This window comes from Blastococcus sp. SYSU DS0753, from assembly GCF_054051175.1.
The window spans coordinates 80,281-101,243 of the sequence record NZ_JBJHAT010000008.1; the positions used below are offsets into that span (position 1 = coordinate 80,281).

The following is a 20,963-nucleotide window of genomic DNA, read 5'->3' on the forward strand; positions in this document are numbered from 1 at the left end:
CCCGCACCACATGACAGTGGCCCGGTCCCCGCGAGGGGGCCGGGCCACTGCCGTCTCCGGCGGCTCAGCCGACCGCGCGGAAGAAGGCGCGGACGTCGGACACGAACGCCTCCGGCTCCTCCATCGCGAGGAAGTGACCGCCGTGGTCCAGCTCGGTCCACCGGACCACGGCGTGGTCCCGTTCGGCGAAAGCCCGCACGGTGACGTCGTTCTTCGACAGGAGGAAGCCCGTCGGGGCCGAGCGGGGCTGCGCACCCCTCCCGCCGGCGTCCCAGCCCGCCGCCCCGGCCTCCGGCTCCTGGCTCCACGCGACCGGGTTCATCGCCTCGAAGTACACCTGAGCGGAGGACCCCGCCGTCGCGGTGAACCAGTAGATGGAGACCCCCATCAGGATGCGGTCCCGGTCGACAGCCTGCTCCGGTAGCCCGTCGGCGGGCAGGTCGGCGAGTCGCTGGAACAGCTCCACGATCCAGGCGAGCTGCCCGGCGGGTGAGTCGGTCAGCCCGTAGGCGAGCGTCTGCGGCGACGTCGCCTGGATCTGCAGGTAGCCGTCGTCGTACTCCTGCATCCGCTGCCACCGCCGGCGGTCGGCCTCGTCGAGCCCCTCGGTGTCGTCGTCGCCGAGCGGGAACGTGATCGCCGCGTTGAGGTGCACGCCGAGGACGTGCTCGCCGTCGTGCCGGCCGATCTCCGGGGCGACGAACGAGCCGGTGTCCCCGCCCTGCACGCCGTACCGGTCGTACCCGAGGCCGCCCATGAGCGTGGCGAGGATCCGGCCCGTCCGCGCGGCGTCCATGCCCGGTCCGGCCAGCGGGGTCGAGAAGCCGAAGCCCGGCATCGACGGGACGACCAGGTGGAAGGCGTCCGCCGGGTCTCCGTCGTGTGCGCGCGGGTCGGTGAGCGGACCGATGACGTCGAGGAAGTCGGCGATCGTGCTGGGCCAGCCGTGCAGCAGGAGCAGCGGGGTCGCGTCCGCCTCCGGCGAGCGCACGTGCAGGAAGTGGATGCGCTGGCCGTCGATCGCCGTGACGAACTGGGGGAAAGCGTTGAGAGAAGTCTCGTGCGCCCGCCAGTCGTACCCGGTCCGCCAGTGCTCGGCGAGCCCCTGCAGGTAACCCTGCGGCACGCCGCGCGTCCACCCGACCCCCGGCAGGTCGCCGGGCCATCGGGTCCGCGCCAGGCGGGCCTGCAGGTCCTCGACGTCCTCCTGCGGCACGTCGATGCGGAAAGGGCGGATGTCCGGTGTCGACGAACTCATGGCGGTCACGCTAGGAAGGTCCTAGGACTGCTCCGGTCCCAAGTCGTGCGGCATGCTCGTCCGGTGCTCGAGACGTCGGCCCGGTTGCTGCGCCTGTTGTCCCTGCTGCAGACCCACCACGACTGGTCGGGTGCCGCGATCGCCGAGCGGCTGGGGGTCACCACCCGCACCGTCCGTCGCGACGTCGACCGGCTGCGAGAGCTCGGCTATCCGGTGCACGCGCTGCAGGGCAGGGCGGGCTACCGGCTCGGTGCGGGGGCTGCGCTGCCGCCGCTGCTGCTCGACGACGACGAGGCGGTGGCCGTCGCCGTCGGCCTGCGCACCGCGACCGCCGGCTCGGTCGCCGGCATCGAGGAGGCCTCGCTGCGTGCGCTGGCCAAGCTCGAGCCGGTCCTCCCGTCCCGGCTGCGCCATCGGGTGCAGACGCTCGTGCAGACCACCGTGCGCACGGGGACGGCGCCGGGACCGCAGGTCTCGGCCGACGCGCTGGTGACGCTCGCCGACGCCTGCCGGCGCTCCGAACGGCTCAGGCTGGACTACACCGCGGCGACCGGCGAGGAGAGCCGACGGACCGTCGAGCCGCACCGCCTGGTCAGTTTCGGCCGGTACTGGTACCTGGTCGCCTGGGATCTGGACCGGCAGGACTGGCGGAGCTTCCGGGTCGACCGGCTGGTCCCCCGGCCACCCGCGGGACCGCGGTTCCCGCTGCGCGAGGCGCCGGACGGGGACGTCGCGGCCTACCTGGCGCGGCAGCTCTCGGCGCGGGTCTGGCCGTACCGGGCGACGGTCCGGGTGCCCGAACCCGCCGACGCGGTCAGCGCACGCATCTGGCCGGGCATGGGTGTCGTGGCGCCGGTCGACGAGCGCAGCTGCACGGTGCACGTGGGCGCGGACACCGTGGCTGCGCTGGTCTGGATGATCACCTCGCTGGACGCCGACTTCCGCCTCGTCGAGGGGCTGCCGGAGCTCGCCGGAGCCTTCCGGGCGCAGGCTCGTCGCTGCCGGGAGGCCGTCGGCGGCTGAGGGTGGGCGACCCCGCCCGCGTGCCCGCCCCGGCTCGGTGGCCGGGTGGGGCACGCGGGCGGCGACGGCGGTGTCAGGAGAGGCGCTCGAGCACCATGGCCATGCCCATGCCGCCGCCGACGCACATGGTCTCCAGGCCGAACGTCTTGTCCTTGGTCTGGAGGCCGTTGATCAGCGTGCCGGTGATGCGGGCGCCGGTGCTGCCGAAGGGGTGGCCGACGGCGATGGCGCCACCGTGCACGTTCAGCTTCTCGATCGGGATGTTCAGGTCGCGGTAGCTGGGGATGACCTGCGCGGCGAACGCCTCGTTGATCTCGACCAGGTCGATGTCGTCGATCGTCATGCCGGCCCGCTGGAGCGCGAGCTTCGACGCGTCGACCGGCCCGTAGCCCATGATCTCCGGCGAGAGCCCGGTGACCGCGGTGGAGACCACGCGGGCGAGCGGGGTCAGGCCGAGCTCACGGGCCTTGGTGTCGCTCATGACCACCACGGCCGACGCGCCGTCGTTGAGCGGGCAGGCGTTGCCGGCGGTCACCCGGCCGTCGGGGCGGAAGACCGGCTTGAGGCCGGAGATGCCCTCCAGGGTGGTGCCGGGGCGCGGGCCGTCGTCCTTCGAGACGACGGTGCCGTCGGGGAGGGTGATCGGGGTGATCTCCCGCTCCCAGAAGCCGTTGTTGATCGACTCCTCGGCGAGGTTCTGGCTGCGGACGGCGAACTCGTCCATCTCCTGGCGGGTGACGCCCTTGAGCAGCGCCAGGTTCTCCGCCGTCTGCCCCATGGCGATGTAGACGTCGGGGACGTCGCCGTTCTCCCGGGGGTCGGTCCAGGAGTCGGCGCCGCTCTCGGCGACCTTGGCCACCCGGGCCTGGGCGTCGGCGAACACCGGGTTCTGCGTGTCGGGCAGCGAGTCGCTGTTGCCCTTCACGAACCGCGAGACGGTCTCCACGCCGGCGGAGATGAAGACGTCGCCTTCACCGGCCTTGATGGCGTGCATGGCCATGCGAGTCGTCTGCAGGGACGACGAGCAGTAGCGGGTGATCGTCGTGCCGGGCAGGTGGTCCATGCCCAGCAGCACGCTGACGACGCGGCCCATGTTGTAGCCCTGCTCCCCACCGGGGAGGCCGCAGCCCAGCATGAGGTCGTCGATGTCGCGCGGGTCGAGGGCGGGCACCTTGTCGAGCGCGGCCCGGATGACCGCGGCGGCGAGGTCGTCGGGCCGCATGTCCTTGAGCGACCCCTTGAACGCGCGGCCGATGGGGGAACGCGCGGTCGAGACGATGACTGCTTCGGGCATGGTTCCTCCACGATGAGGGGGTCCGGACGCGGCGCGCCGGACGTCGGTCACCTCGGAAACTACCCCGGCCCGGCCGCCTGGGGAGGGGCCCCAGGTCAGGAGGACGCCGGTGTGGCCGGGGTCACCTCGTCCGCCCGGCGAGCGGGTCGTTCTCGGCGTGCTCGGCCTGCTCCGGGGTCGGCACCCCCGTCGGCCGGCGGCGGCGCAGCAGCGCCCACGGGCCGCGGGGACCGGTCTCCGAGCCGGCCACCTCGGCGGCCTGGACCTCGGTCCCGGGACGGTTGACCGCCCGGGCCGCGGCGCGGGCGACCGGCTTGACCGTCTGGCGGCGCAGCGAGCGCAGGCCGCGGTCGGCGCGCGCCGGCCACACGCCGAGAGCGTCGGCGACCGAGGGCAGCAGCACCGCCGCCGCCGCCGCGTAGCCGGCCGCGCTCGGGTGGAACTCGTCGACGCTGAACATGCTGGAGTCCGAGGCGAAGGCCGGGCCCAGCAGCGAGCCGAGGGAGACGGTGCGGCCCCCGGCCTCGACGACGGCGATGGTCTGCGCCGCGGCCATCTGCCGGCTCCAGCGTCGGGCCAGCGTGCGCAGCGGCTGCGCGATCGGCCGGATGGTCCCCAGGTCGGGGCAGGTGCCGACGACGACCTCGCAGCCGGCAGCGGTGAGCCGCCGGACGGCGTCGGTGAGGTGGCCGACCGAGACCGACGTGGGGGTGCGGGCGGTGACGTCGTTGGCGCCGATCATGATGACCGCGACCGCGGGGCGCTCGGCCAGCGCGCGGTCGACCTGCACCTCGAGGTCGGCGGCGCGGGCGCCGGACTTGGCCAGCCGCACCAGCTGCACGGGGCGCTCGGCGAGCTCGGCCAGCCCCGCGGCGACGAGCACGCCGGGGGTCTCGGCGGCGCGGTGCACGCCCAGCCCGACGGCGCTGGAGTCGCCCAGCACCGCGAGCACGATCGGCTCGCCGCCGCCCCGCCCGTAGATGCCGTCGCCCGACGGGGGGTCCTCCTTGTACGTGCGGGCCTCGACCCTGCGGCGGGCCGCCCGCGCCTCCTCGCGGAGGAGGGCGACCAGGGCAGCTCCGGCCAGCCCGACCCCACCGCCGCCGTAGGCGGCACCGGTGGCCAGTCGTCGGGCCGTCGCGGTACGCGTCATGATCCCTCCCTCCCTGGTCGGTGCCGACGTCATCGGGGCACCACCGACGTTATCGGCCCCCTACGGTGCAACCTGTGCCCCCATCCCTCCCTGGTATGAGCTCCTCCACCCCGACCGACGAGCGGACGCGGCAGATCGTTCGCGTCCTGGTCGAGGCGTTCGGTGACCTCATGGACGCCGATGCGGACGCCTTCCGCACCAAGTTCCGCAAGATGGCAGCCGATCCGTTCGCCTTCTACCGGGGCAGCGCCCCACTGTTCTACGCGGACATGGCGACGTCCGAGGATCGCTGGTGCGACGAGCGGACGTCCCGGGTGTGGATCCACGGTGACCTGCACGCGGAGAACTTCGGCACGTACATGGACGCCAACGGCCGGATCGTCTTCGACGTCAACGACTTCGACGAGGCGTACCTCGGGCACGTCAGCTGGGACCTGCGCCGCTTCGTCGCCAGCTTCGCGCTCATGGCGTGGCGCAAGGCGTTCTCCGACGAGGTGATCAGTGAACTGCTCGCCGTCTACCTGCGCGCGTGGCTCGACCAGGTGGCGGCCTTCACCCGGTCGGACGCCGACCGCGAGTTCGCCCTGGTGGCCGGCAACACCCACGGCGCCGTGCACGAGCTGATCCGCCGCACGGCCACCCGCACCCGCCTGGGGCTGCTGCAGCGGATGACCGTGGTGGAGGGCGACGCGCGCCGCTTCGCGGACTCCGCGCGCAACCGCCGGCTGGACGACGCCGAGCACCAGGAGGTGCTCGCGGCGCTGGAGCGGTACAAGGCGACGCTGCCGCCCCGGCCCTGGCGGCGCGAGGTCGCCTACGACGTCAAGGACCTCATCGGCACCGGTGGCTTCGGCATCGGCAGCGCGGGGCTACCGGCCTACAACGTGCTGCTGGAGGGCTACGACCAGGCGCTGGAGAACGACGTCGTGCTCTCGGTCAAGCAGGGCAACGTGCCCGCCCCCGGCCGGGTCGTCGACGACCCGCGCATCCGCGGGTACTTCGAGCACGAGGGCCACCGGACGGCGCTGAGCCGGCGCGCGCTGCAGTCGCACGCCTCCCAGTTCCTGGGCTACACGGACATCCGCGGCACGGGCTTCGTCGTCGCGGAGCTGTCGCCCTACGAGCTCGACCTCGAGTGGGAGGACCTCACCGAGCCCGCCGACATCCGCCCGGTCCTGGAGCAGCTCGGGCGGGCGACGGCGAAGCTGCACTGCGTGGGCGACGCCGACAGCGACCACACCCTCGTGCCGTTCCAGACCGAGGAGGCGATCACCGCGATGCTCGGCGACCGGCGGGAGGAGTTCGTCGCCGACCTGGTCGCCTTCGCGCACGACTACGCGCACCGCACGCAGGAGGACCACCGGCTCTTCGTCAACGCCTTCCGGGCGGGGCGGATCCCGGGGATCAGCTCCAGCCGCTGAAAGAGGACCCCCAGAAGGACCCCGTCCTCCCCGCCGTTCGCGAGCTCAGGGCGGTGCCCTGGACGGGGCCGTTCCAGCACGTCGCCATGAGCTAGCGCACGCGGCGGCCGCGGCGGGTGCGCAGGTAGTCGGCGACGACGTACTCGCCGAGCCGCTCGCTGTCGGGAGTGAACACCCGCCCGCCGGCCCGTTGGGTGAGGTCGTGCACGAAGTGGACCAGCCCGGGATCGGGGTCGAGGGCGAAGACGTTCACCGTGGCGCCGGAGCGGGCGACCCGCTCCACCTCGGCCACCGTGCGGGCGATCGTCTCGGGCATCGGCGGCCAGCAGAAGTACGGGGTCCCGTCGTCCTCCAGGTGGGCGGTCGGCTCCCCGTCGGTGACCACCAGCACCACCGGCTCGGCGTCGCGGTGCCGGGCGAGGAACCGGCGAGCCAGCATCAGGCCGTGCTGCAGGTTGGTGCCCTGCAGGGTGTCCACGCTCAGCTCGGCGAGCGTCTCCGGGCGCAGCACCTGGGCCGTGGAGGAGAAGCCGATGATCTCGATGGCGTCCTGCGGGAACCGCGTCGTCACCAGCGAGTGCAGCGCCATCGCCGTCGACTTCGCCGCGCCCCACGTGCCGCGCAGCGCCATCGAGTAGGAGAGGTCGACCAGCAGGGCGACGGCGGCGCCGGTGCGCCGCTCGGTCTCCACCACCTCGAAGTCCTCGACGGCGATGCGGACCCGCCGCTGCCCCTCCCGGCGCGGCTCGCCCGCCGTCCGCAGCACCGCGTTGCGGACGGTGCGGACGACGTCCAGCGGCTGCTCGTCGCCGAACCGCCACTCCCGTGAGCCACCGGTCAGCTCCCCGGCCGCGCCGGCGTCGGCGACGTCGTGCTCGCCGCGACCGGTGGCGTCCAGCTGCGCGAACACCCGGCGCAGCGCGGTGGCTCCGAGTCGGCGGACCGCCTTGGGCGAGAGCTCCAGCCGCCCCTCGCTGCGGTTGAGGTAGCCCTGCCGCTCGAGCTCGCGTTCCAGCTGCCGGAGCGTGGCGAGGTCGTCGGCGGCCGAGCGGCCCAGCGCGCGCTCGAGCAGCTCCTCGTCGACGTCGGCGAGGGACGCCCCGGCGTAGCCCTGCGACAGTTGGTTGGACAGCGCCTCCAGGTCGGCGAGCTCGGCGACGGCGGTGGTGGCGTCGCCCATGCCCAGCGCCTGCTCGCCGTCGGGCACCTGGCCGCGCTGCCCCCAGGGCAGGTCGGGGCGGGCCTGGCGGAGCGCGTCGGAGAGGTGGGCCATCTCGCTGGCCAGCCCCATGTCCTCCATCGTCTGGGCCATCAGCTCGGCCAGCTCGGCCCGCTGCTCGGGGGAGAGGCCGGCCATCATCCGCTGCTGCGCCGCCGCCCGGCGGGCCAGCGAGTCGATCAGCTCCTCGACGGATTCCGGGTCGTCCGGGAAGAACTGGCCGTGCCGGTCCATGAAGTCGGCGAACTGCTGGTCGGTGTCCTCGCCGCGGTTGTGCGCGTCGACCAGCCGGGAGAGGTCGGCGACCATGTCCTTGACCGCCTGCATGTCGCCCTCGGAGGCGTTCTCCAGGGCCTGCTTCATCGACGCGAAGGAGCTGTCGAGCACCTCCCGGCGCAGCAGGTCCTGGATCTGCTCGTAGGCCTCCCGGCCCTCCGCCGAGCGCCACGACCAGTCCTTGAGCGCGCGGACGGCGCCCGCGGTGTCCTCGGGCAGCGCGTCCAGCTCGGCCTCGGCGAGCCGTGCGGCGTCGTCCGGATCGGGGAACAGCTCCCGACGCTCGGCCTGCACGGCGCGGTCGAGCAGCTCGCGCACCTCCTGCAGGGTGCCGTCCATCCGCCCGGCGGTGCGTGCCGAGCGCAGTCGGTCGCGCACCTGCCGGCGCAGTTCGTCCAGGCCGCGCCGGCCCTGCGTGCCGCGGCGCAGCAGCTCGCGCAACGCCTCCCGGACGCCGCTGCCGTCGAGCACCGAGTCGCCGATCTCGTCCACGGCGTCGCCGAGGTCGTACGGCGGGGCCAGCGGGTCGGGACCGCCCCGCCAGGCGCCGTACCGGTAGCCGCGCGGGCGGCGCGTGGTCACCTCAGGCTCCGTAGACCGTGCGGCCGCCGTCGGTGTCCTTCGCCAGCCGCCGGGTGAGGTGCAGGCCCTCCAGGGCGAACTCCACGGCGGCCGCGGCCTGCTCGGCGGACTGGTCGCCCTCGGGCACCCCGAGCCGGCCGAGCAGCTCGGCGAGCTTCGGGACGGTGCCCAGCTGGCCCAGCAGGGCCGGGGCCGGGACGAGGTCGCCGGACTCGACGGTCTCCCCGCCGGTGAAGTGCTCCTGCAGGCCGGTGAGGTCCAGGCCCGCGCACCGCGCGCGGAACGTCTGCGCCGTGGCCTGGCGCAGCAGGTGCTCCAGGATCTCCAGCTCGCGGTCGTCGTCGGGGTCGGCACCGGCGTCGGCGAACTCGACCTTGCCGCGGCTGGCCGGGACGATGCTGGGCAGGTCGACCACCCGCGCGACCGGCCGGGTCTCGCCGGCGACCGCGGCCCGGCGGACGGCGGAGGCGGCGACGGTCTCCAGCCCGGCGATGGCGAACCGGGCGCTGACCCCGGAGCGCTGGTCGACGTGGCTGGACTCGCGGACGAGCCGGGTGAACCGGGCGACGATCTCGACCAGGTGCGCCGGCACGACGGGCGCGTCGAGGGTGTCCTGCCCGCTCGGTGCCCCGAGCCCGCCGGTCTGCGCCTCCTGCTCCAGCAGGCGGATCTCGTCGGCGAGCTCGATGGGGTAGTGGGTGCGCACCTCGGCGCCGAACCGGTCCTTGAGCGGGGTGATGATCCGCCCGCGGTTCGTGTAGTCCTCCGGGTTCGCGCTCGCGACCAGCAGCAGGTCCAGCGGCAGCCGCACCCGGTAGCCGCGGATCTGGATGTCGCGCTCCTCCAACACGTTGAGCAGCGCGACCTGGATGCGCTCGGCCAGGTCGGGCAGCTCGTTGACGCTGAAGATGCCCCGGTTGGTGCGGGGGACCAACCCGTAGTGCACGGTCTCCGGGTCGCCCAGCGTGCGCCCCTCGGCCACCTTGATCGGGTCGACGTCGCCGATCAGGTCGCCGACGCTGGTGTCCGGCGTGGCCAGCTTCTCGCCGAAGCGCTCGCTGCGGTGCAGCCAGCCGACGGGGGTGGCGTCACCGTGCTCGGCGATCTGCCGGTGCGCCCAGACGCTGATGGGGCGCAGCGGGTGCTCGTTCAGCTCGCTGCCGACCAGCACCGGGGTCCACTCGTCGAGCAGGCCGACGAGCGTGCGGATCAGGCGGGTCTTGCCCTGGCCGCGCTCGCCGAGCAGGACCAGGTCGTGGCCGGCGATCAGGGCCCGCTCGACCTCGGGCAGGACGGTCTCCTCGAAACCGACCATGCCGGGCAGGGTGGGCTCGCCGGCAGCCAGGCGGGCGAGCAGGTTGGCGCGGATCTCGGCCTTGACCGGGCGGGAGGTGGCGCCGGTCGCGCGTAGTTCGCCGAGCGTCGTGGGTGCGGGGGAGGGGGTGGCCGGTGCGGTGGTGGCACCCGGGGTGTCCGTCACCCCCGCCACGGTACGACGGCCGCGCGCGTCCTGGTCGGTCGCGGACGACGGCCCCTGCCAGGATCGACGCATGGCAGGTTCCGGCGGTCCTCCCCTGGTCAGCGGTGCCGACGTCGCGGCGGCGGCGGAGCTCCTCGCCGGCGTCGTCCGACGCACCCCGCTGGAGCACTCCCGGGGGCTGGCCGACCGCGTCGGGGGCCCGGTCTGGCTCAAGTGCGAGAACCTCCAGCGCACCGGCTCGTTCAAGCTCCGCGGCGCCTACACCCGGATCGCGCGGCTGACCGACGAGGAGCGGGCCCGCGGCGTGGTCGCCGCCAGCGCCGGCAACCACGCCCAGGGGGTTGCCCTCGCCGCCCGGCTGCTCGGCGCCGAGGCGACGGTCTACATGCCCGGGAGCGCACCGCTGCCCAAGGTGGCGGCCACCGAGGCGTACGGCGCGCGCGTCGAGATGTTCGGCCAGTCGCTGGCCGAGCCGCTGCTGGCCGCGGCGGAGCACGCCGAGCGCACCGGCGCGGTGTTCATCCACCCCTTCGACCACCCGGACGTGATCGCGGGCCAGGGCACCGTCGGGCTGGAGGTGCTCGAGCAGTGCCCGGAGCTGGCGACGGTACTGGTCTGCGCCGGTGGCGGCGGGCTGGTCTCTGGCATCGCGGCTGCGGTGAAGGAACGCCGTCCCGACGTCCGGGTGGTGGCCGTGCAGGCCGAGGAGGCCGCCGCCTTCCCGGGCTCCCTGGCCGTCGGGCGGCCGGTCGCGCTGGAGTCGATGTCCACCATGGCCGACGGGATCGCGGTCCCGTGTCCCACCGACCTGACCTTCGCCCACGTGCGGGGACTGGTCGACGAGGTGCGCACGGTCAGCGAGGAGGACCTCTCGCGGGCGCTGCTGTTCTGCCTGGAGCGGGCGAAGCTGGTCGTCGAGCCCGCGGGGGTGGCCGCGGTCGCCGCCGTCCTCGCCGATCCGCGGGCGTTCGAGCCCCCGCTGGTCGCCGTCGTCTCCGGCGGCAACATCGACCCCGTGCTGCTGCTCAAGGTCGTGCAGCACGGCATGGCCGCGGCCGGACGCTACCTCTCGCTGCGGCTGCGCGTCCCCGACCGGCCGGGGTCGCTGGCCGCCGTCCTCGCCGAGCTCGCCGCGGTGGGCGCCAACGTGCTGGAGGTCGAGCACGAGCGGACCTCGACGCGCCTGGGCATCGGCGAGGTGGAGGTCTTCGTCGTCGTCGAGACCCGCGGGCCCGCGCACGCCGGGGAGGTCATCGGGGCGCTGCGCGCGGCCGGGTACGCCGTCACGCCGGAATAGCCGCGGCCGGACCGATGAGTTCCCCGGTTCCCGGCGGTCCTGGTTGCCGTCCCGCACCTGCGGGGCGCGACGGAGGAGCCGGCGGATGTACGCGACGGAGAAAAGCGGTGGGGAACTGTCGGTGGGCGGACCTAGCGTCCGCGCCATGACCGACGCGATCGTCGTCGAGGGGTTGGTCAAGCGCTTCGGTGCGACCACCGCGCTCGACGGAGTGGACCTGACGGTGGCCGAGGGCTCGGTGCTCGGGCTGCTCGGCCCGAACGGTGCGGGCAAGACGACGGTGGTGCGCATCCTCACCACGCTGCTGACCGCGGACGAGGGCCGGGCGGAGGTGGTCGGGCTCGACGTGGCCCGGGACGCCGACCGGGTGCGCGCGGCGATCGGGCTCACCGGCCAGTACGCCGCCGTCGACGAGTACCTCACCGGGTTCGAGAACCTGGAGATGGTGGGGCGGCTGTACCGGCTCGGCAAGGCCGAGTCGCGGAAGCGGGCCGGTGAGCTCCTGGAGCGCTTCGACCTGTCCGCCGCGGCCGGTCGGCCGGCGAAGACCTACTCGGGTGGCATGCGCCGGCGGCTGGACATCGCGGCCTCGTTGATCGCCCGCCCGCGCGTGCTCTTCCTCGACGAGCCGACGACGGGGCTGGACCCGCGCAGCCGGCTGGCCATGTGGGAGTTCATCGCCGACCTCGCCGGCGGTGGGACGACGATCCTGCTCACCACCCAGTACCTGGAGGAGGCCGACCGGCTGGCCGACCGGATGGTCGTCATCGACCGCGGCCGGGTCATCGCCCGCGGCACCGCCGACGAGCTCAAGGCCCAGGTGGGCGGGCAGCGGCTGGAGCTGACGGTCACCGACGCCGCCGTGCTGCCCGACGTCGTGGCGCGGCTGCGCCCGCTCGCCGTGGAGGACCCGGTGGTCGACGTGCCGGCCCGTCGGCTGTCGCTGCCGGTGAGCGGCGGCGCGGAGGTGCTCGCCGAGGCGCTGCGCCGGCTCGACGGCCGGATCCCGGAGATCTTCGACGTGGGGCTGCGCCGGCCTGACCTGGACGACGTCTTCCTGGCGCTGACCGGCCGCGCGGCCGAGGAGGTCGCCACCGACGACGGGACGACGGCCGAGCCGGTCGTCACCGGAGGTGCCCGATGAGCAGCATGGCCGCGACGCTGTCCGACAGCGTCGTCACCACCAAGCGGAACCTGATCAAGGTCAAGCGCGTGCCCGACCTGATCGTCTTCGCGACGTTGTCGCCGATCATGTTCGTGCTGCTGTTCCGGTACGTGTTCGGCGGAGCCATCCAGCTGCCCCCGGGGACCAGCTACGGCGAGTTCCTGCTGCCCGGCATCTTCGCCCAGACCATCGTGCTCGGGAGCACCACCACCGGAGCCAGCCTGGCCGAGGACCTGCAGAAGGGCCTGATCGACCGGTTCCGCTCGCTGCCGATGTCCCGCTCGGCGGTCCTGATCGGCCGCACTGTCGCCGACGCCGGGCTGAACATCATCTCGATCACGGTGATGGCGCTGACCGGCCTGGTGGTCGGCTGGCGGATCCACTCCTCGGTCGGGGAGGCGATCGCGGGGTTCCTGGTCCTGCTGCTGTTCGCCTACGCCGTCTCCTGGCTCATGGCGATGGTCGGGTTGCTCGTGCGGACCCCGGAGGTGGTCAACAACGCCAGCTTCATCGTCATCTTCCCGCTGACGTTCGTGGCCAACACGTTCGTCCCGCTGGAGTCCTTCCCGTCGGTGCTGCGCACCTTCGCCGAGTGGAACCCGGTGTCGGCGGTGGTCCAGTCCGCCCGGAACCTCTTCGGCAACACCTCGCCACTGGCGCCGACGCCGGACGCCTGGTCGCTGCAGAACCCGGTGCTCTACACGCTGATCTGGGTGGTGCTCATCCTGGCGATCTTCGTGCCGCTGTCGGTGCGCACCTACCGGCACGCCGCCGGCCGCTGAGACAGAGGCCTGCTGCCCCCCGACCTGCACCTGTCCGGTCGCGCCGAGTGGGGCCCGGAGGGCCCCGCGCAGGCGCGACGAATCGGCTCAGCGCAGGTCGGGGACGGCAACTGGCCGCGGTGCGATCCGGAGGATCGCGATGTGCTGGCGGTGCGATCCGGAGGATCGCGATGTAATGGCGCTGATGAGCACTCCCGAGGCACTCGCCGCCGACAACCCCCTCGCCGCGCCGTCCGAGCTGCCGTTCCGGCTGCCACCGTTCGCCGACATCACCCTCGAGCACTGCCGGGAGGCGCTGCTCGCCGGGATGGTCGAGCAGCGCCGGGAGGTGGCGGCCATCGTCGGGTCGGACGAGCAGCCGACGTTCGAGAACACGGTCGTGGCGCTGGAGCGGTCCGGCGCGCTGCTCGACCGGGCCTGGTCGGTGTTCGGCAACCTCTCCTCCTCGGTGGCGACGCCGCGGCTGCGGGAGATCGAGCGCGAGATCGCCCCGCTCGCCGCGGCCCACGACGACGCCCTGCGGCTGGACCCGGCGCTGTTCGCCCGCATCGACGCCGTGCACGCCGCCCGGGACACCGCCGGCCTGGACGCCGAGTCGGTGCGGCTGGTGGAGCGGTACCACCTCGACTTCGTGCTCGCCGGCGCCCGGCTCGACGACGGCGGCCGGGCCCGGCTCGGCGAGCTGAACCAGGAGCTCTCAGAGCTCTCGACGACGTTCGGGCAGAACCTGCAGCTGGCCACGGAGGCAGCGGCGGTGCGGGTCGAGGATGCCCGGGAGCTCGACGGGCTGAGCGAGGAGGAGGTGGCGGCCGCGGCGCGCGCGGCCACCGACCGCGGGCTCGACGGCTACCTGCTCACCCTGGTGCTGCCCACCGGTCAGCCGGTGCTGGCCAAGCTCCGCGACCGAGGGCTGCGACGCCGGGTGTTCGAGGCGTCGGTGAGCCGGGCGTCGGCGGGGGAGCACGACAACCGACCGGTCGCCGAGCGCATCGCCGGGCTGCGGGCCGAGCGGGCGCGGCTGCTGGGCTTCGAGACCCACGCCGACCTGGTGCTCGCCGACTCGACCGCGCGGACCACCGCCGCGGTCGACGCGATGCTGCGCTCGATGGTGCCGGCGTCGGTGGCGAACGCCGAGGCCGAGGCCGAGGTGCTGCGCGAGCTCGCCACCCGCGACGGTGTCGAGCTCGCGGCCTGGGACTGGGCTTACTACAGCGAGCGGGTGCGGGCCGAGCGCTACGCGGTCGACACCACGGCGTTGCGGCCGTGGTTCGAGCTCGACCGGGTGCTGGTCGACGGCGTCTTCCGGGCCGCCGAGCTGCTCTACGGCTTCCGGTTCACCTCCCGGCCCGACCTCGTCGGCTACCACCCCGACGTCCGGGTCTGGGAGGTCACCGACGCCGACGGGACGGAGGTCGGGCTGTACCTGGGCGACTTCTTCGCCCGGGAGGGCAAGCGCGGCGGGGCGTGGATGAGCTCGTTCGTCCGCCAGTCCGGGCTGCTGGGGACCCGCCCGGTCGTCGTCAACAACCTCAACGTCACCCGCGCCCCGGACGGCCGGCCGACGCTGCTGACCCTGGACGAGGTGAACACGCTTTTCCACGAGTTCGGCCACGCGCTGCACGGGCTGAGCTCCTCGGTGACCTACCCGCGGTTCGCGGGCACCGCCGTGCCGCGGGACTTCGTGGAGTTCCCCAGCCAGGTCAACGAGATGTGGGCGCTCTGGCCCGAGGTCCTGGCGCACTACGCCCGGCACGTGGAGACCGACGAGCCGCTGCCGGCATCGGTGGTGGAGGCGATCGACGCCGCGCAGCTGTGGGGTGAGGGCTTCGGCACGCTGGAGTACCTGGCCGCCACCCTGCTGGACCAGGCCTGGCACCGCCTCACGCCCGACAGCGAGATCGGGGACCCGGAGGAGTTCGAGCGGGCGGCCCTCGCGGCTGCGGGCGTGGCCTCGGAGCTGGTGCCGCCGCGCTACCGGACGACGTACTTCCAGCACGTCTTCGCCGGCGGCTACTCGGCCGGTTACTACTCCTACATCTGGTCGGAGGTGCTCGACGCCGACACCGTGGAGTGGTTCAAGGAGAACGGCGGCCTGCGCCGGGAGAACGGGGACCTCTTCCGGGAACGGCTGCTCGCGGTGGGCGGTTCGGTGGACCCGCTGGCTGCCTTCCGCGCGGTCCGCGGCCGGGAGGCCGACCCCGCACCGCTGCTGCGCAGGCGCGGGCTGGCCCCGGTCGCCTGAGCGCACTGGGGGGGTGTTCCCTCGGCTCCGGGGGTCGTGCAGGACCCCCGGGGCGTGGGTTCGACTCCGACAGCGGCGCACGGGCGGGGAGCGTCCCGCGGGTGGCGCAGGGCCCGGGGCGCCGGCGCGGTGGGCGCCGTCGCTCAGAGCCAGGGCAGCGAGAGGACCAGGTCCAGGTCGTCCGGGGCGTCCCCGTCGCGTACCAGCCGGTTGGGCTGGCGGTGGCCGCACGCCGTGCAGCGGTGGACCACCTGCCAGCCCTTGCCCGACTTCTCCACCAGCCCGATCGGCTCCATCGGCTGCCGGCACTCGCTCGCCCGGTCACCCGGCAGGTCGTCGACGTGCAGCGACCACAGGCAGTACGGGCAGTGGTTGCGGTAGTGCCCGTCGGTGTTGGCCGGCACCGGCGTCGTGCAGTGCACGCACGGGAAACCGGTGTTCTCCGCCCGCCGGGAGCGAGCGCGAGGCGCTACCACGTCTTCCTCGCCCACCCCGTCAGGGGACGAACGGCTCGACCGCGACGACCTCGACGGTGATGTCCTTGCCGTTCGGCGTCTGGTAGGTCACCGAGGTGCCGGGCTCCGCGCCCATGATCGCCGAGCCGAGCGCCGACTCCGGGGAGTAGACGGTGAGGTCGGTGGTGCCGGCGATCTCGCGCGAGCCGAGCAGGAACTTCTCGGTCTCGTCGTCCCCGGCGAACTTGATCGTGATCACCGTGCCGAGGGCGGCGTTCGTGGCGGTCTTCGGGGCGTCACCGACCCGCGCCTTGCGGAGCAGGTCGGTGAGCTGGCGGATCCGGCCCTCCTGCTTGCCCTGCTCCTCCTTGGCAGCGTGGTAGCCGCCGTTCTCCTTGAGGTCGCCCTCCTCGCGGCGGGCGTTGATCTCGGCGGCCATGGCCGGGCGGTTCGCCACCAGCTGGTCGAGCTCGGCCTTCAGCCGGTCGTGGGCCTCCTGGGTGAGCCAGATGCCCTGGTCCTGCTCGTCAGTGGGGGTGGACACGGGGGAGAACTCCTGGGAAATCGGGTGCGTCGTCCTGGTGTGGGACGACCGTGGTCGATCCGGCCAAGCTAACACCGCGGCGCGGGCAGATGCACCGCTGCGCCGGGTCCCGGACGGATGCGGAACCGTAGCGCATCGTTGCGTGACCGACGACACGTTCCGCCCGGACGGGTGGCTGACCTGCGAGTCGTCGGCCACACCCGGGTGAGTGTCCGCCACTCCCGTCGCCCGGCGAGGGACACTGTGCCCGTGACCCAACCCGACCAGTTGCGCCTGCTCGCGGTGCACGCCCATCCGGACGACGAGTCGAGCAAGGGCGCCGCCACGATGGCGAAGTACGTCGCCGAGGGCGTTCGCGTGATGGTGGCCACCGCCACCGGCGGTGAACGCGGCTCGGTGCTCAACCCGGCGATGGACCGTCCCGAGGTGTGGGAGCGGCTCCCGCAGATCCGGGTGGAGGAGATGGCGCGGGCGCGCGAGATCCTCGGGATCGAGCAGGAGTTCCTCGGTTTCGTCGACTCGGGGCTGCCCGAGGGCGACCCGCTGCCGCCGTTGCCCGAGGGGTGCTTCGCGCTGGTGCCGGTGGAAGAGGCCGCGGCGCCCCTCGTCGAGCTCATCAGGCGGTTCAAGCCGCAGGTGATGACCACCTACGACGAGCGTGGCGGCTACCCGCACCCCGACCACATCAAGACGCACGAGATCTCGGTGCACGCCTTCGAGGCGGCCGGCGACCCCGACCGGTACCCCGACCTGGGTGAGCCGTGGCAGGTGAGCAAGCTCTACTACCACATGAGCTTCACGCTGCCGCGCACGAAGGCGCTGCACGAGGCGATCCTCGCGACCGGTGCGGAGTCGCCCTACGCCGAGTGGCTGGAGAAGTGGGATCCGGCGCACGACATCTCCCACCGCGTCACCACCCGGGTGCCGTGCGCCGAGTACTTCCCGGTGCGCGACGCCGCGCTGATCGCGCATGCCACCCAGATCGATCCGCTGGGCCGCTGGTTCGCGTGCCCGGTGGAGACCCAGCAGCAGGTGTGGCCCACCGAGGACTACGAGCTGGCCCGCTCGCTGGTCGACACCCCCACGCCGGAGGACGACCTGTTCGCCGGCATCCGCAGCGAGGTGACCGCCCGATGACCGGAACCACGACCCTGAGCCTGCTGGCCGCCGCCCAGCAGCAGGCCCCCGAGGACGTCGGCAAGGCCGGCCCGCTCGGCCTGTTCCTGATCGTGGTGCTCCTGATCGCCGCGGCCCTGCTGGTCAAGTCGATGAGCGGCCACCTCAACCGGCTGCCGCGCAGCTTCGACCCGGCCGACCGCGAGCCGCCGGTCGTCGTCCCCGACTCCCCGGCCGGGCTGGTCGAGGAGCGCGAGCCCGGCCAGGAACTGCTCGACACGCTGCGGCGCGCGCCGCTGGCCATCGAGGCCCCCCGGCGCGAGGGCGACGACCGGCGCTGACCCCACCGGCGGGGGCGCCTCCGGCGCAGACCGCACTTCCTGCCACGCGTCGCTCGTTCGGCGCGGGCTCCTGGAGGGCGGCCGCTCCGGCAGCTCACCTGCTCGGGGACACTGGGCGGCGTGCCAGCCAGTGCCGCCGCTCCCGCCGCCACCGACGTCCTCGTGGTGGGCGCCGGCCCGGCGGGCTCCGCTGCCGCTGCGTGGGCGGCCCGTGCCGGCCACGACGTGGTGCTGGCCGACGCCGCGGTGTTCCCCCGGGACAAGACCTGCGGCGACGGCCTGACCCCGCGCGCGGTCGCCGAGCTGGACCACCTGGGGCTGGGGGACTGGGCGCGGTCGAAGGCCCGCAACCGCGGCCTGCGCGCCGCCGGGTTCGGCCGCGAGTGGCAGCTGCCCTGGCCGGGCGGTGCGCTCCCGGACCACGGCAGCGCCGTGCCCCGGACCGAACTGGACGCGCGCATCCGGCAGGTCGCGCTCGACGCCGGTGCGACGCCGGTCGACGGAGCCCGGGCCGTCGACGTCGAGCGCGACGGGGACCGGGTGCGCGCGGTCGTCTTCGAGGACGCCGACGGCGGGACGACGACGATCGCCTGCCGGCGGCTGGTCGTCGCCGACGGCGTCCGCTCGCCCCTGGGCCGGGTGCTGGGCCGGGAGTGGCACCGCGACACCGCGTACGGGGTGGCCGCACGCAGCTACGTGCGCTCCGGTCGCAGCGACGACGAGTGGATCAGCTCGCACCTGGAGCTGCGCGGTACCGAGGGGGAGCTGCTCTCGGGCTACGGCTGGGTGTTCCCGCTGGGCCGGCAGGCCGGCGAGGTCAACCTGGGGGTGGGCACGCTGGCGACCGCGCGCCGGCCGGCCGGGGTGCAGCTGAAGTCCCTGCTGGAGTTCTACGCAGAGACCCGGCGCGGGGAGTGGCAGCTGGACGGGAAGGTCCGGGACGTGACCTCCGCGCTGCTGCCCATGGGGGGTGCGGTGTCCGGCGTGTCCGGCCGCAACTGGGCGCTCGTGGGCGACGCGGCGGGCTGCGTGAACCCGCTCAACGGGGAGGGCATCGACTACGGCCTGGAGACCGGCCGGACCCTGGCCGGGCTGCTCGGCGAGGACGACTGGACGGCGGCGTGGCCGGCGACCCTGCGGCGGCACTACGGCGAGGCCTTCTCCATCGCCCGGCGGCTGGCCGGGCTGCTCACCGTCCCCCGGTTCCTGCCCCTGGCCGGCCCGGTCGGCATGCGCTCACGGCCGCTGATGACGGTGGCGCTGCGCGTCATGGGCAACCTGGTCACCGACGAGGACCGCGACGCGGTCGCCCGCGCCTGGCGCACGGCCGGGAAGCTCTCGGTCCGGCTGGACGACCGTCCACCCTTCTCCTGACCACGGGTCGCGGCGCAGCCGCGGTCCACCTGAGCGGGGTCCCGGAGGGATCCCGAAGGTGGACGTGACCTGAGCGGAGGAGGGAACCGCGGCAACGCCGCGTCGTGCCGAGAGGGGCCCGGAGGGTCCCCGAGAAGCGACGGGCAGGGCTCAGCGCGAGCCGGGACGGCACCTGGCCGCGGTGTCGTCCGGAGGACGACAGATCACTCAGACGAAAGGGGAATTGAACACCGCGAAGTAGACGGCGATGTAGTGGCAGAGCGCCGCGACGACCGTCATCGCGTGGAAGACCTCGTGGTAGCCGAACGTCCCCGGCCACGGGTTGGGGCGCTTCACGGCGTAGGCGACGCCGCCCACGGTGTAGAGCACCCCGCCGACGGCGAGCAGGACCATCGAGGCGACCCCGGCGATGTGCAGGATGTCGGTGAGGACGAAGATCGCGACCCAGCCCAGGCCGATGTAGAGCGGTACGCCCACCCAGCGCGGCGCCGTCGGCCAGCTCATCTTGAGCGTGACGCCGGCCAGCGCGCCGGCCCACACCCCGCCGAGCACCCAGAAGCCGGTGGGCTGGTCGACGGCGAGCAGCGCGAACGGCGTGTAGGTGCCGGCGATGAACAGGAAGATCATGGAGTGGTCGAGCCGCTTCATGATCTTCCAGCCGCGCGGTGACCAGCGACGGCGGTGGTAGAGCGCGCTGATACCGAACAGCCCGCAGATGGTGAGGCAGTAGACCGCCACCGACCACCCGGCGCGGGCGCCCTGGACCGAGGCCAGCGGGATGAGCACCGCACCGGCGACGATCGCGCCGAAGAACGAGAAGAGGTGGATCCAGCCGCGGGCGCGCGGCCGGGTGTCGGGGTGCTCCCAGTCGTCGTCGGCGAAGTCCTCGGCGGTCCACGCCTGCTCGACCTGCTGGCCCTCCGAGGCGACGGCGGCGACCGCCTGCTCGGCCGGGGCCTCCAGCTCCGCCCCGTCGGCCTCCACCCGTACGGACGTGCGATCGCTGGGAGGGACGCTCATGCTCTGAGGTTACGGAGGGGCCGGTGCGGCGTCATCCGGGGCGGCTGTGACGTGCGCGGCCGCGACCCGTGGCTCGCCGCGTGCCTGCGAGTGGCGAGTAGGGCGGGGTCCTTGTCACTAGGGTGACCGTCGTGGGGGTGCGCCGGCGGGTCCGTGACGCACTCATCCAGGTCTACGAGCGGCGCCTGGCGCGGGCGCTGGAAGGCGCGGACGTGCCGAGGCACGTGGGCGTGATCATGGACGGCAACCGGCGGTGGGCGCGCGCCATCGGGCTGGAGGACGTCGCGCACGGGCACCGCCGGGGCGCGGCGAAGATCGCCGACCTGCTCGGCTGGTGCGACGACGCCGGCGTGCAGGTGGTCACCCTGTTCATGCTCTCCACCGACAACCTGCGCCGGCCCGAGTCCGAGCTCAACGCGCTGCTGGCCATCATCGAGGACGTCGCCGTCGACCTGTCCCGGCCGGGGCGGCGCTGGCGGGTGCGCAGCATGGGGGCGCCGGAGGTGCTGCCGGCGCGCACGGTCGCCGTGCTCGAGCAGGCCGAGCGGGACACCTGTGACCGCCCCGGGGCGACGGTCAACCTGGCGGTCGGGTACGGCGGGCGGCGGGAGATCGCCGATGCGGTGCGCTCGCTGCTGGCCGAGCACGCCACCCGCGGCACCTCGCTGGAGGAGCTGGTGGAGGTGCTCGACGTCGAGCACATCGCCGAGCACCTGTACACGCGTGGTCAGCCCGACCCGGACCTGGTCATCCGCACCAGCGGCGAGCAGCGCATGTCGGGGTTCCTGCTGTGGCAGACGGCCAACGCCGAGTTCCACTTCACCGACGTCTACTGGCCCGACTTCCGCCGCGTCGACTTCCTGCGGGCGCTGCGGGACTACTCGGCCCGGCACCGCCGCTTCGGCGGGTGACGGTGGCTGG

General features: G+C 73.7%; 18 protein-coding genes. 10 read left to right on the plus strand and 8 right to left on the minus strand.

What is annotated here, in order from left to right:
* Positions 1-64: 64 nt before the first annotated feature.
* Positions 65-1,258: an epoxide hydrolase family protein gene (locus ACI799_RS09205; RefSeq protein WP_456612933.1), complete on the minus strand. Its 1,194-nt coding sequence runs from the start codon at positions 1,256-1,258 to the stop codon at positions 65-67.
* Positions 1,259-1,321: 63 nt separating this feature from the next.
* On the opposite strand from ACI799_RS09205, the gene ACI799_RS09210 reads away from it, so the two are divergent.
* Positions 1,322-2,281, plus strand: a complete 960-nt coding sequence (locus ACI799_RS09210; RefSeq protein WP_456612934.1) for a helix-turn-helix transcriptional regulator — start codon at positions 1,322-1,324, stop codon at positions 2,279-2,281.
* A gap of 73 nt (positions 2,282-2,354) precedes the next feature.
* On the opposite strand, the gene ACI799_RS09215 is transcribed toward ACI799_RS09210, so the two are convergent.
* Together ACI799_RS09215 and ACI799_RS09220 are read right to left on the minus strand one after the other, a co-directional pair.
* Positions 2,355-3,575 (minus strand): acetyl-CoA C-acetyltransferase, encoded by a 1,221-nt coding sequence (locus ACI799_RS09215; protein WP_456600161.1) that lies wholly within the window; start codon positions 3,573-3,575, stop codon positions 2,355-2,357.
* A 121-nt stretch (positions 3,576-3,696) separates the two neighbouring features.
* Complete coding sequence (locus ACI799_RS09220; RefSeq protein WP_456600160.1) at positions 3,697-4,728, minus strand: SGNH/GDSL hydrolase family protein; 1,032 nt, start codon at positions 4,726-4,728, stop codon at positions 3,697-3,699.
* 95 nt (positions 4,729-4,823) lie between these two features.
* On the opposite strand from ACI799_RS09220, the gene ACI799_RS09225 reads away from it, so the two are divergent.
* Positions 4,824-6,149: a DUF2252 domain-containing protein gene (locus tag ACI799_RS09225; protein ID WP_456612935.1), complete on the plus strand. Its 1,326-nt coding sequence runs from the start codon at positions 4,824-4,826 to the stop codon at positions 6,147-6,149.
* A gap of 91 nt (positions 6,150-6,240) precedes the next feature.
* Here ACI799_RS09225 and ACI799_RS09230 read toward each other — a convergent pair whose 3' ends face one another.
* Positions 6,241-8,226, minus strand: a complete 1,986-nt coding sequence (locus ACI799_RS09230; RefSeq protein WP_456600158.1) for a VWA domain-containing protein — start codon at positions 8,224-8,226, stop codon at positions 6,241-6,243.
* A 1-nt stretch (position 8,227) separates the two neighbouring features.
* Positions 8,228-9,706 (minus strand): sigma 54-interacting transcriptional regulator, encoded by a 1,479-nt coding sequence (locus tag ACI799_RS09235; RefSeq protein WP_456612936.1) that lies wholly within the window; start codon positions 9,704-9,706, stop codon positions 8,228-8,230.
* 70 nt (positions 9,707-9,776) lie between these two features.
* Here ACI799_RS09235 and ilvA point away from each other — a divergent pair, with 70 nt between their 5' ends.
* The 4 genes from ilvA (at position 9,777) to ACI799_RS09255 (ending at position 15,192) form a co-directional block, all read left to right on the plus strand.
* Positions 9,777-11,003, plus strand: a complete 1,227-nt coding sequence (gene ilvA / locus ACI799_RS09240) for a threonine ammonia-lyase (protein ID WP_456590547.1) — start codon at positions 9,777-9,779, stop codon at positions 11,001-11,003.
* Positions 11,004-11,148: 145 nt separating this feature from the next.
* Positions 11,149-12,147 carry an ATP-binding cassette domain-containing protein gene (locus ACI799_RS09245; protein ID WP_456598056.1) on the plus strand — a complete coding sequence of 333 codons (999 nt, stop codon included), beginning with the start codon at positions 11,149-11,151 and terminating at the stop codon, positions 12,145-12,147.
* Positions 12,144-12,950: an ABC transporter permease gene (locus tag ACI799_RS09250; protein ID WP_456612937.1), complete on the plus strand. Its 807-nt coding sequence runs from the start codon at positions 12,144-12,146 to the stop codon at positions 12,948-12,950. The genes ACI799_RS09245 and ACI799_RS09250 overlap by 4 nt, the downstream gene beginning before the upstream one ends.
* A gap of 184 nt (positions 12,951-13,134) precedes the next feature.
* Positions 13,135-15,192: a M3 family metallopeptidase gene (locus tag ACI799_RS09255; RefSeq protein WP_456612938.1), complete on the plus strand. Its 2,058-nt coding sequence runs from the start codon at positions 13,135-13,137 to the stop codon at positions 15,190-15,192.
* 143 nt (positions 15,193-15,335) lie between these two features.
* On the opposite strand, the gene ACI799_RS09260 is transcribed toward ACI799_RS09255, so the two are convergent.
* The gene (locus ACI799_RS09260; protein ID WP_456590551.1) at positions 15,336-15,683 is read right to left on the minus strand and encodes an RNHCP domain-containing protein; all 348 of its coding nucleotides are present in this window, start codon (positions 15,681-15,683) and stop codon (positions 15,336-15,338) included.
* Positions 15,684-15,687: 4 nt separating this feature from the next.
* A complete protein-coding gene (greA, locus tag ACI799_RS09265; RefSeq protein ID WP_456590552.1) occupies positions 15,688-16,191 on the minus strand; it encodes a transcription elongation factor GreA in 504 nt (167 codons plus the stop codon).
* Positions 16,192-16,440: 249 nt separating this feature from the next.
* Between greA and mca the strand changes: the two genes are divergently transcribed.
* From mca to ACI799_RS09280, 3 genes are all read left to right on the plus strand, one after another.
* Complete coding sequence (gene mca / locus ACI799_RS09270; protein ID WP_456590553.1) at positions 16,441-17,328, plus strand: mycothiol conjugate amidase Mca; 888 nt, start codon at positions 16,441-16,443, stop codon at positions 17,326-17,328.
* Positions 17,325-17,648 carry a hypothetical protein gene (locus ACI799_RS09275; protein WP_456590554.1) on the plus strand — a complete coding sequence of 108 codons (324 nt, stop codon included), beginning with the start codon at positions 17,325-17,327 and terminating at the stop codon, positions 17,646-17,648. Before mca ends, ACI799_RS09275 begins: the two co-directional genes overlap by 4 nt.
* Positions 17,649-17,768: 120 nt before the next feature.
* A complete protein-coding gene (locus ACI799_RS09280) occupies positions 17,769-19,022 on the plus strand; it encodes a geranylgeranyl reductase family protein (protein WP_456612939.1) in 1,254 nt (417 codons plus the stop codon).
* Positions 19,023-19,229: 207 nt separating this feature from the next.
* Here ACI799_RS09280 and trhA read toward each other — a convergent pair whose 3' ends face one another.
* Positions 19,230-20,042, minus strand: coding sequence for a PAQR family membrane homeostasis protein TrhA (trhA, locus tag ACI799_RS09285; protein WP_456598052.1), 813 nt, complete (start codon positions 20,040-20,042; stop codon positions 19,230-19,232).
* Positions 20,043-20,173: 131 nt separating this feature from the next.
* Between trhA and ACI799_RS09290 the strand changes: the two genes are divergently transcribed.
* Positions 20,174-20,953, plus strand: a complete 780-nt coding sequence (locus ACI799_RS09290) for an isoprenyl transferase (protein ID WP_456590557.1) — start codon at positions 20,174-20,176, stop codon at positions 20,951-20,953.
* The last annotated feature ends 10 nt before the right edge of the window (positions 20,954-20,963 follow it).

What these genes read in the sequence shown, in the direction of transcription:
- ACI799_RS09205 (WP_456612933.1), bottom strand. Translation starts at nt 1,258, where the DNA reads ATGAGTTCGTCGACACCGGACATCCGCCCTTTCCGCATCGACGTGCCG.
- ACI799_RS09215 (WP_456600161.1), bottom strand. Translation starts at nt 3,575, where the DNA reads ATGCCCGAAGCAGTCATCGTCTCGACCGCGCGTTCCCCCATCGGCCGC.
- ACI799_RS09220 (WP_456600160.1), bottom strand. Translation starts at nt 4,728, where the DNA reads ATGACGCGTACCGCGACGGCCCGACGACTGGCCACCGGTGCCGCCTAC.
- ACI799_RS09225 (WP_456612935.1), top strand. Translation starts at nt 4,824, where the DNA reads ATGAGCTCCTCCACCCCGACCGACGAGCGGACGCGGCAGATCGTTCGC.
- ilvA (WP_456590547.1), top strand. Translation starts at nt 9,777, where the DNA reads ATGGCAGGTTCCGGCGGTCCTCCCCTGGTCAGCGGTGCCGACGTCGCG.
- ACI799_RS09245 (WP_456598056.1), top strand. Translation starts at nt 11,149, where the DNA reads ATGACCGACGCGATCGTCGTCGAGGGGTTGGTCAAGCGCTTCGGTGCG.
- ACI799_RS09250 (WP_456612937.1), top strand. Translation starts at nt 12,144, where the DNA reads ATGAGCAGCATGGCCGCGACGCTGTCCGACAGCGTCGTCACCACCAAG.
- ACI799_RS09255 (WP_456612938.1), top strand. Translation starts at nt 13,135, where the DNA reads ATGAGCACTCCCGAGGCACTCGCCGCCGACAACCCCCTCGCCGCGCCG.
- ACI799_RS09275 (WP_456590554.1), top strand. Translation starts at nt 17,325, where the DNA reads ATGACCGGAACCACGACCCTGAGCCTGCTGGCCGCCGCCCAGCAGCAG.
- trhA (WP_456598052.1), bottom strand. Translation starts at nt 20,042, where the DNA reads ATGAGCGTCCCTCCCAGCGATCGCACGTCCGTACGGGTGGAGGCCGAC.